The following is a 9,819-nucleotide window of genomic DNA, read 5'->3' as shown; positions in this document are numbered from 1 at the left end:
GCCCGGCGTCTTGCAGTCCGCCGTCAACTCGTTCAGGGTCGTCTTGCTCAGTTCCATGTCGCTGCTCCTGCCGGTATCGCCGGCTGCGGGTCAAAGGGCAGTTACACAGTTCAATTTACAGACTCCAACGCGCCTGCTCGGCCAGCACATGCTCAAGGTTGATCTGCACCGCGATACGACACGCATGCTCATTTACTCTCGCCATCCTCTTCTTCCCCGAGGCTTTGGACTTCTTCCCGAGAAATTTCCCTTGTGAAGTCGCCGAGTTGCAAAGTAATCCTGCCTGCCTCATACAACGCGCGCAGTGGCAACAAATCTAAGTGCGCTTTTCCTGGTCGATCCTCCACTACTCGTTCGAATCGGCTAATTTCCTCTATTGGACACCGCACATACTTCTCGATGAACTTGGACATAACATTGCCAGCTTCCTCTTCGAGGTGTGCCCATGCGTCTTCGCCCAAGTATGCGCGGCCCCCTTTCGCCTCATAAGCCCGCTGCAAATCTTCAAGGCGTGGACTCATGGTTGGATCCAATACAATCAATATCGGTGTTGCATTGGAATTTCTTGCATCCTCAGCAAACTGAATCTCTTCGCCAAAGCGGCCTTGCCCACTCGCCGCGATAGTTACACGAAGCTTGAATTCATAGGCGAGCCGTTCATCGTTTGGAAGCACCTTCCAGCAATCAACCTGACGGCCTTTCGAGTCATCCCCAGTGCGGGTTACCACCTTGGTTTTTGCGCTCTTCTGTTCACCGCCAATGGCCGCCGCCAGAATTGGTTCAAACAAGTATCCGGTCTCTTGGGCTGACCGGTTATCCAAATCGTAGAAGAATTTCCGCCAAGTCAGCCATGAAGCCAGAGCTTCAGACTTGGTTGTTCCAAACTCCATCAGCGAGCGAGGTGAGACTTGCACCATGGTCGGCATAGGTTGAGCCGACAAAATCATCGTGTACTTACGGCGCCGTTTGTGAAGCTCACTGATGCAGCGAAGATATGTGGAGAAATCTTCGATTTGATCGTGACCGAGCTTCATGAGCGCGACATGTTGGCCATCTTCTAACTCAATCGGCTCCTGGAACCATGATTGTGGAATCTCGTAGTAATCCCGCCCTGGATTAATGCGTGCCCACAGGCCCGGCATTTCTTCCTCAAGGGCAGCATCCATTCCCGTATCGTGGTAGATGACTCCTATCAGCTTAGCTAATTCACTCGGCGTCATGACAACTGGGAGGTTGGTGCCAAGGCCCATTGTCATAACTTTTGTCAAGAGCTTAGATTCTTCGGCGTTAAGCCGAGGCTGCTTTGGTATCATGCGAACAAAAGCTCCGACTGCATAAGGTCGTGGAGGAGAGATTCGGTTACCTTGAGCGCATCACTCATACCTGTCGCATCGGTCAACACGTAACCAAGCAGGCGCGGCGAGGCATGGAAGCTTGGGCTCTTCAGATCGGAGCCAAAAACTCCATCCAGATTACGAAGATGACGAGCGAATTCCGCCGCAGCCAAGGGTGGAACCGCATTACCAATTTGTTGGGCGACATTGGCAGCGGCCCCATGGAAACGGTACCAATCCGGAAAGGATTGGAGTCTTGCGCACTCACGTCGAGTCAGTGGTCGATCGGCCAGTGGATGAATGAATTCCCGAGAGGCGGCGCTTGTGATAGTCAGACTTTGCAGGTTTCCGTGAAGCCTCTTTATTCCAGAAGGTGCACCACCCCGCTTTTCGGTTGGCGTTCCATCCATTACTCGGCGGAATGCTCGTCGCTTGAAACTGTCATGCCACAGCTCTTCGGGTAAGTCCTTCATCGACTGCCCCGGCTTAAGAAAGCGATACCTGTGTGCATCCTGGGCGAACGTCGTGTCAGTATGTTCAGTGACCTCCAACGTCAAGTTTCCGTCGCGCATTGCCGCGTCATACGGATTCAAAGGTACACTCGTGGAATACGTGGCTATTTCAGCTCGCTTTTTGACAGCCCCCCCCAAACCTGCAATGGCATCCATTAGCGTTGGAGCGAATGGTTTCCCACTCAGTTTCTTGGCCTTCCCAGAATCGTATGAAAACTTCTCCTCGGGAAAACTAAAATCTGCATTGAGCCTGTTGCCAATAATTAGAACTCGCTTTCGTGTCTGGGGAACGCCGTACCCGGCGAGATTCACCTTTTCCAGCCTGACGCTGTAGCCGATTTCCAAGAACATCTGGATCAGCGCTGAGACGTCCTTTCCACGACCAGAAGTGAGCAAGCCCTCGACGTTTTCGAAAATAAACCATCGCGGCCGCACCTCATCGACTATTCGAAGGTAGTTGAAGATGAGGCGATTGCGTGGGTCATCAGCATTACGTGGGCCTGCCGTGCTGAACCCTTGGCAAGGCGGGCCTCCGATGATGGCAAATGGCTGTGCTCCACCAAGAAGTTTCTTGAAGTAGCCCGGAGAAACACTACTAAGGTCAACGTTGTGGCAGGGACTACCAATGTTGTCTTCGTATGTATGGCACGCGTGCTTGTTCAGCTCGGCACCGAAGAGAGGCTTGAGTCCAACCGAAGTGAAGCCATAGGAGAACCCACCTGCACCAGAAAAGAGAGATACGATGTGGTCTGACTGCTTAGCCATTGGACTATGGTACTCGCGTGCTGGTTCTTCCGTAAGTTCTTGCAGTCGTGGCATCTTTAGTCGGTGCAGGCAGGTGCAAGCCGTTGCTGGTCGGGCTAAGTTTGGGTCATATCGAACAACGTGGACGCGGGGAAGTTGCGTGGCTTCGTGCAGCGTGCCGCACCCGCATGCACCTCTAGAATGCCGCGCATGCAGCACATATCCGCAAACCACTTTAACCATCAGGGCATGCCCTGATGCACTACGTTCTGTTGGCCGCGCTGTGCAGCGTGCTGGTATCGGTGCTGCTCAAGCTGGCGAAGCGCAGCGGTGTGGATGTCGGGCAGGCGGTGGCGTGGAATTACGTCGCCACGCTGACGCTCACACTGCTGGTGTTGCAGCCTGCGGCCGCGCCGCTGCGCGGGGCCGATGCGCCGTGGTTCACGTTGGCCGCGCTGGGCGTGCTGCTGCCGACGATCTTCCTGGCGCTGGCGGCATCGGTGCGGCATGCCGGCATCGTGCGGTCGGACGCGGCGCAGCGGCTGTCGCTGCTGATCCCGCTGCTGGCGGCGTTCACCCTGTTCGGGCAAACGCCGAACGGCGTGAAGCTGATCGGTTGCGCGCTGGGGCTGCTGGCGCTGGCCTGCATGGTCTGGCGCGGCAGTGCGGGCGGCGACAAGGCGCACTGGGGTTGGCCGCTGGCGGTGTTTGCCGGTTTCGGCGTGATCGATGTGCTGTTCAAGCGCGTGGCTGCTGCGGGCTTGCCGCTGGGCAGTTCGCTGCTGGGGGTGTTCGCGCTGGCGCTTGCCGTCGCCTTCATCATCCAGTTCATGCGCAAGTCGCGCTTCACCCTGCGCAACGCACTGGGTGGCCTGCTGCTGGGGCTGTGCAACTTCGCCAACATCCTGTTCTACCTGCGCGCGCACCGCGCGCTGCCGGAGCAACCTGCGCTGGTGTTTGCCAGCATGAACCTGGGCGTGGTGGCGTTGGGCGCGCTGGTGGGCGTGACGCTGTTCCGGGAGCGCCTGAGCCGCACGAACATCATCGGCCTGCTGCTGGCGCTGGTGGCAATCGCGCTGCTGGCATGGGGTTGATGCCCGCAGCTTCTACAATATGCGGATGAACATTCCCGCCATCGACGAAGTCCGCGATTACCTCACCGGCCTGCAGGATCGGATCTGCGCCGCCATCGAAGCCGCCGACGGCGCGGCGACGTTCCGCGAAGACCTGTGGTCACGCAGCGAAGGCGGCGGTCGCTCCCGGCATCCTGCCTCCCGCGACACTGGCCCATCCCTGGGCGGCGGTGGCCGCACCCGCGTGCTGCGCGAAGGCGCGGTGTTCGAGCAGGCCGGCATTGGTTTTTCCGATGTGTCGGGCACTGCGCTGCCACCTTCGGCAACGGCGGCGCGACCGGAACTGGCCGGTGCATCATGGCATGCGGTCGGCGTGTCGCTGGTGTTCCATCCGCGCAATCCATTTCTTCCCACCACGCATGCCAACGTGCGCCACTTCCGCGCGATCCGCGATGGCGAAACCGTGGCCTGGTGGTTCGGCGGCGGCTTCGACCTGACCCCGTTCTATCCGTTCGATGAGGACGTGCTGCACTGGCACCGCACCGCGCGTGCGTTGTGCGAACCGTTCGGCGGGCAGGCGCGTTATGACGCACACAAGCAATGGTGCGATGAATATTTCTTCCTGAAGCATCGCGGCGAGACGCGCGGCGTGGGCGGATTGTTCTTCGATGATCTGCACGGGGATTTTGACGCCGACTTCGGCTACCTGCGCGCGGTTGGCGATGGCTTCCTTGATGCGTATTTGCCGATCATTGAACGCCGCAAGGACACGCCGTACGGCGAACGCGAACGTGCATTCCAGCTGTACCGGCGCGGGCGCTACGTGGAGTTCAATCTCGTCTTCGATCGCGGCACGCTGTTCGGATTGCAGAGCGGCGGACGCACCGAATCCATCCTGATGAGCCTGCCGCCTCTGGTGCGCTGGGAATACGGCTACGCGCCCGAAGCCGGCAGCGACGAAGCGCGGCTGGCCGATTACCTGCGCCCGCGTGATTGGCTGGCGGAACTGGGCTGAGCGCATGCGCCGGGAGCAAGCTCCCGGCCTACAGAAGCCGCTCTCACAAGCAACGATGTTCCTTCATGGAGGAAAGCCCCCTTTAGTTAAAGGGGGCGCGCAGGCAGGCGCGGGGGTGAGTTGGCCTGCTTGCGCGGCACTGCCGCGCAGGCCAGACGAACGCCCGGCTTGTGCCAAGCCGGGCCGGGAATGGAAGCACTAGCCGGGGCCCGAAGTTTGCGAAGCAAACTTTGGGGTTTTTACGCCTGCGCAAAAAGCGCAGACGTAAAAAAGCCCCGCAGCCAGGGGGGGGACTGCGGGGCCGGGGGGGAAGGCAGGCTGGGGAGAACCTGTACTCCTTCCGCAATGACCACACCAGGGGAGGGGTAGTGATCATCTCGCAACGGGCGTTGCACCCGTTGCAGGAGATAAGAACATTCGGGGCATGGATAGTTCGTGAAGATTTCGGTTAAAAATCCGTAGGGTTCAGGAATGATTCATCGCCAGAATCCGGTATCGCCTGAATGCATGGCGGCGCGGGCCGGTTGCCCTGCCCGCACGCGCCATCCCGTTGCCCACATCAGGCCTGCCGGCGGTTCTTCACCAGTGATTCGACCACCGACGGATCGGCCAGCGTGGTGGTATCGCCCAGTTGATCCGGCGCGTTTTCGGCGATCTTGCGCAGGATGCGGCGCATGATCTTGCCGCTGCGGGTCTTGGGCAGGCCCGGTGCCCATTGCAGGAAATCCGGCGAGGCAATCGGGCCGATTTCCTTGCGCACCCAAGCCACCAGTTCGTTGCGCAGTGCGTCGCTTTCGGCCTCGCCCGCGATCAGGGTGACGTAGGCGTAGATGCCCTGCCCCTTGATGTCGTGCGGGAAGCCCACCACCGCCGCTTCGGCCACCTTCGGATGCGCCACCAGCGCGCTTTCCACCTCGGCGGTGCCGATGCGGTGGCCGCTGACATTGATGACGTCATCAACGCGACCGGTGATCCAGTAGTAGCCGTCCTCGTCGCGGCGGCAGCCGTCGCCAGTGAAGTACATGCCCGGATAGGTCTTGAAATAGGTATCGATGAAACGCTGGTGGTCGCCATACACCGTGCGCATCTGGCCCGGCCACGAATCCAGCAGCACAAGATTGCCCTCGGTCGCGCCTTCCAGCACGACGCCGTTGGCATCGACCAGTTCCGGACGCACGCCCGGCAGCGGTTTGGTGGCGGAACCGGGCTTGAGGTCGGTGACATTGGCAATCGGCGAAATCAGGATGCCGCCGGTTTCGGTCTGCCACCACGTATCCACCACCGGGCAACGGCTGTCGCCGACGTTCTCGTAATACCAGCGCCATGCTTCGGGGTTGATCGGCTCGCCAACGCTGCCAAGGATGCGCAGTGACTTGCGCGAGGTTTTCGCCACCGGCTCCACGCCTTCGCGCATCAGCGCGCGGATGGCGGTGGGTGCGGTGTAGAAGATGGTGACCTTGTGCTTGTCGATGGCTTCCCAGAAGCGCGACACCGTGGGGTAGTTCGGCACGCCTTCGAACATCACCTCGGTGGCGGCATTCGCCAGCGGGCCATAGACGATGTAGCTGTGGCCGGTCACCCAGCCCACGTCGGCGGTACACCAGAACACATCGTCCTCGCGCAGGTCGAACACCATCTCATGGGTGTAGGCGGCCCACAGCAGATAACCGCCGGTGGTATGCAGCACGCCCTTGGGCTTGCCGGTGCTGCCGGAGGTGTAGAGGATGAACAGCGGATCTTCCGCGTTCATGCGTTCCGGTTCGCAGGTATCGGGCTGGCTGTCCACCACCGCGTCAAACCAGCGGTCACGCGGCATCTGCATGTCCACCGCGCCACCGGTATGGCGCACCACCAGCACGGTTTCCACCGAGTTGGTGCCGGGCAGTTTCAATGCCTCATCGACATTCACCTTCAACGGCACCTTGCGGCCACCGCGCAGGCCTTCATCGGCAGTGATGATGAGCTTGCTGCCGCAGTCGGCCACGCGGTCGGCAATCGAATTGGGCGCGAAGCCGCCGAACACCACCATGTGGACCGCACCGATGCGCGCGCAGGCCAGCATCGCCACCGCTGCGTCCGGGATCATGGGCAGGTAGATGGTGACGCGGTCGCCCTTGCCGACGCCCAGGCTGCGCAGCGCGTTCGCCAGCCTGCACACGCGGGCATGCAGCTCGCGATAGGTGATGCGTTGCGAAGGCGTGTCGGGGCTGTCCGGCTCGAAGATCAGCGCCACCTTGTCGCCGTGTTTCTCCAGATGCCGGTCCAGGCAATTGACGCTGGCATTGAGTTCGCCATCGTCAAACCAGCGGATGTGGAAGTCATCGAGGTTGTAGCTGACATCCTTGGCGCGGGTCGGTGGCTTGTACCAGTCAAGACGCTTGGCAACGTCCAGCCAGAATGCCTCCGGGTTCTGGATCGCCGCGTCGTACATGCCCGCGTAAGCCTCGCGCGTCAGCCGCGCATTCGTCGCCGGGTCCACCGGATAGATATCGCTCATCGCTCCCTCCACGTATCCCGATTGCACTGCGCGGCGGGGGCCGCGCACCTGTGGGTCGAAGTGTGCCGCATCCACTCTGTTGCGTTGCCGCATGCAGATTAGACCTTGGTCGAAGTCGAAGCCGATTTCGACCAATGGCGAATATCCGCGCCACCCGCGCGTATGCAGTCTGCGGGCACGGGTATCCCGCAGGAGGAGAACGATGCAGACGCGCAACCCACGCAAACGACTGATGCTGGCGGTGACCGTCGCGCTGCTCGCGCCGGGACTGGCCTTCGGCCAGACGGCGAAAGAGAAGGAGCTTGAAGCACGCATCGCGCAGCTTGAGGCGCAAGTGCAGGCGCTGCTGTCCGCGCAGCAACAACAGCAAGCCAGCATCGCGCAGACGCAAACGCAACTGGACGAAGTGAAGGTGGCGCAGGCACCGGCTGCCGACGGCAAGCCGAAGATCCAGTCCACCCCGATCCTCACCGCCGGCAACCCCAACAGCACGTTCTCCTACGGCGGCTTCATCAAGTTCGACGGCATGCTCACCGACACCAGCGACGGCGCGATTGCCGATGGCAGTTCGGGCCGGCTGTTCTACGTGCCCAGCACGATCCCGGTGGTCGCCAACGGTGCCGAGCCGGACAGCGACCCGTACACCGATTTCCACGCGCAGTTCTCGCGCTTCTGGCTGAGCGCCGACCACGTCACCGACAACGGCGACAAGCTGAAGGGCTATGTGGAGATGGACTTCTTCGGCGGCGGCAGCAATGCGCTGGCCGGCAACGAGGTCGCCACCAACACCTACGCGGTGACACTGCGCCAGGCCTATGTGAGCTGGAACAACTGGCTGGCCGGCCAGACCTGGTCGAACTTCCAGGACACCGCCGCGCTGCCGGACGCGGTGGACTTTGTCGGCGTCACCGAAGGCGCCACCTTCGTGCGGCAGGCGCAGATCCGCTACACCAAGGGCGGCTTCTCGGTGTCGGCGGAAAACCCGCAGACCACGGTCAACACCATCGCCACCGCCGCGCGTACCAACGGCACCGGTTCCAACACCATGCCCGACCTGACCGCACGCTGGGTGACCAAGGGCAAGTGGGGCCACTTCTCCGCCGCCGGCCTGCTGCGCCAGTTCAAGGCGGGTGATGAAACGGCATCCGGCGCTGCGGTGAGCCTGTCCGGCAAGTTCAATCTCGGCGACAGCGACGACATCCGTTGGATGGCGAACTACGGCGACGGGCTGGGCCGCTACATGGCCTTCGGCCTTGGCCCGGATACCGCGCTGGATGCAAACGGCGAACTGCACGCAGTCACCGGCATGGGCGGCTTCGTGGCGTGGCGGCACGTGATCGGGCCGAAGCTGCGCAGCAACCTGATGTACTCGATGGCCGCCTTCGACAACGACAAGGATCTGGCCGGCTGGAACCTGCTGAGTGAAGCAGCCACCGAACGCGCTTCGTCCATCCACGCCAACCTGATCTATTCGCCACTGCCGAAGCTCGATGTTGGCGTCGAGATCGGCTACGGCAAGCGCGAACTGGAGGACAGCCGCGAAGGCGACCTCAAGCGCGTGCAAGCCACCGTCAAGTACAGCTTCTGACGCCACAACGGCACAACCGGAGAACCCGCATGTCCGACATGAACGACCCCGTGGTGGCCAGGATCGAGGCCAACCCGAAATACCAGGCGCTCAAGCGCAAGCGCAACGGCTTCGGCTGGCTGCTCACCATCCTGATGCTGATCGTCTATTACGGCTTCGTCGGCCTGATCGCCTTCGACAAGGAACTGCTGGCAAAACCATTGGGCGAAGGCGTGACCACCCTCGGCATCCCGATCGCGTTCGGCGTGATCGTCTTCACCATCGTCATCACCGGGTTGTACGTGCGCCGCGCCAATGGCGAGTACGACCGCCTGACCGCCGAAATCCTGGAGGACGCGACCCGATGAACGCATCGAAGATCAATGCATCGCTCGCGCTGGCTGCGATGCTTGCAAGCAACGCCGCATTGGCCGCAGGCGGCGACCTCGGCCAGGTGGACAAGCAGCCGACCAACTGGGTGGCGATCAGCATGTTCGCGGTGTTCGTCATCGCCACCTTGTGGATCACCAAGTGGGCGGCGGCGCGCACGCGCTCGGCGGCGGATTTCTACACCGCCGGCGGCGGCATCACCGGCTTCCAGAACGGGCTGGCGATCGCCGGCGACTACATGAGCGCGGCGTCGTTCCTCGGCATCTCCGCGATGGTGATGTCCAGCGGCTTCGACGGCATCATCTATTCGGTGGGCTTTCTGGTCGGCTGGCCGATCATCACCTTCCTGATGGCCGAACGCCTGCGCAACCTCGGCAAGTTCACCTTCGCCGATGTGGCTGGCTACCGCTTCAATCAGACCCCGATCCGCGCCTTCGCCGCATCCGGCACGCTGGTGGTGGTGGCGTTCTACCTGATTGCGCAGATGGTCGGCGCAGGCGCGTTGATCAAGCTGCTGTTCGGGCTGGAATACTGGATCGCAGTGGTCATCGTCGGCGTGTTGATGATGGTCTATGTGCTGTTCGGCGGCATGACCGCGACCACCTGGGTGCAGATCATCAAGGCCTGCCTGCTGCTGGCCGGCGTGACCTTCATGGCCTTCATGGTGCTGGCGAACTACGGCTTCAG

The 9,819-nt window shown here is 61.4% G+C and carries 8 protein-coding genes; 5 read left to right on the top strand and 3 right to left on the bottom strand.

The annotated features are described in order from the left end of the window. Positions 1-188: 188 nt before the first annotated feature. Positions 189-1,268 carry a hypothetical protein gene (locus tag QM612_RS00960; protein WP_415252026.1) on the bottom strand — a complete coding sequence of 360 codons (1,080 nt, stop codon included), beginning with the start codon at positions 1,266-1,268 and terminating at the stop codon, positions 189-191. Between the two features lie 41 nt (positions 1,269-1,309). Then, the gene (locus QM612_RS00955; protein ID WP_415252025.1) at positions 1,310-2,611 is read right to left on the bottom strand and encodes a DNA cytosine methyltransferase; all 1,302 of its coding nucleotides are present in this window, start codon (positions 2,609-2,611) and stop codon (positions 1,310-1,312) included. 236 nt (positions 2,612-2,847) lie between these two features. Between QM612_RS00955 and QM612_RS00950 the strand changes: the two genes are divergently transcribed. Next, entirely contained in the window at positions 2,848-3,684 is an 837-nt protein-coding gene (locus QM612_RS00950; protein ID WP_415252024.1) for an EamA/RhaT family transporter, read from the top strand. A gap of 25 nt (positions 3,685-3,709) precedes the next feature. Then, on the top strand, positions 3,710-4,678 hold the full coding sequence (gene hemF / locus QM612_RS00945; protein WP_415252023.1) for an oxygen-dependent coproporphyrinogen oxidase: 969 nt from the start codon (positions 3,710-3,712) through the stop codon (positions 4,676-4,678). Positions 4,679-5,237: 559 nt separating this feature from the next. On the opposite strand, the gene acs is transcribed toward hemF, so the two are convergent. Continuing rightward, positions 5,238-7,175, bottom strand: a complete 1,938-nt coding sequence (gene acs, locus QM612_RS00940) for an acetate--CoA ligase (RefSeq protein WP_415252022.1) — start codon at positions 7,173-7,175, stop codon at positions 5,238-5,240. 202 nt (positions 7,176-7,377) lie between these two features. Here acs and QM612_RS00935 point away from each other — a divergent pair, with 202 nt between their 5' ends. The 3 genes from QM612_RS00935 to QM612_RS00925 form a co-directional block, all read left to right on the top strand. Then, positions 7,378-8,763, top strand: coding sequence for a DcaP family trimeric outer membrane transporter (locus QM612_RS00935; RefSeq protein WP_415252021.1), 1,386 nt, complete (start codon positions 7,378-7,380; stop codon positions 8,761-8,763). Positions 8,764-8,792: 29 nt separating this feature from the next. Further along, on the top strand, positions 8,793-9,110 hold the full coding sequence (locus QM612_RS00930) for a DUF485 domain-containing protein (protein ID WP_415252020.1): 318 nt from the start codon (positions 8,793-8,795) through the stop codon (positions 9,108-9,110). Next, positions 9,107-9,819: sodium:solute symporter family transporter (locus tag QM612_RS00925; RefSeq protein WP_415252019.1), on the top strand; the 713-nt coding region annotated here is incomplete at its 3' end. The genes QM612_RS00930 and QM612_RS00925, both read left to right, overlap by 4 nt.

This window comes from Thermomonas sp., from assembly GCF_047606765.1.
Taxonomy (GTDB): domain Bacteria; phylum Pseudomonadota; class Gammaproteobacteria; order Xanthomonadales; family Xanthomonadaceae; genus Thermomonas.
This window is presented reverse-complemented; position numbering and strand designations above follow the sequence as displayed.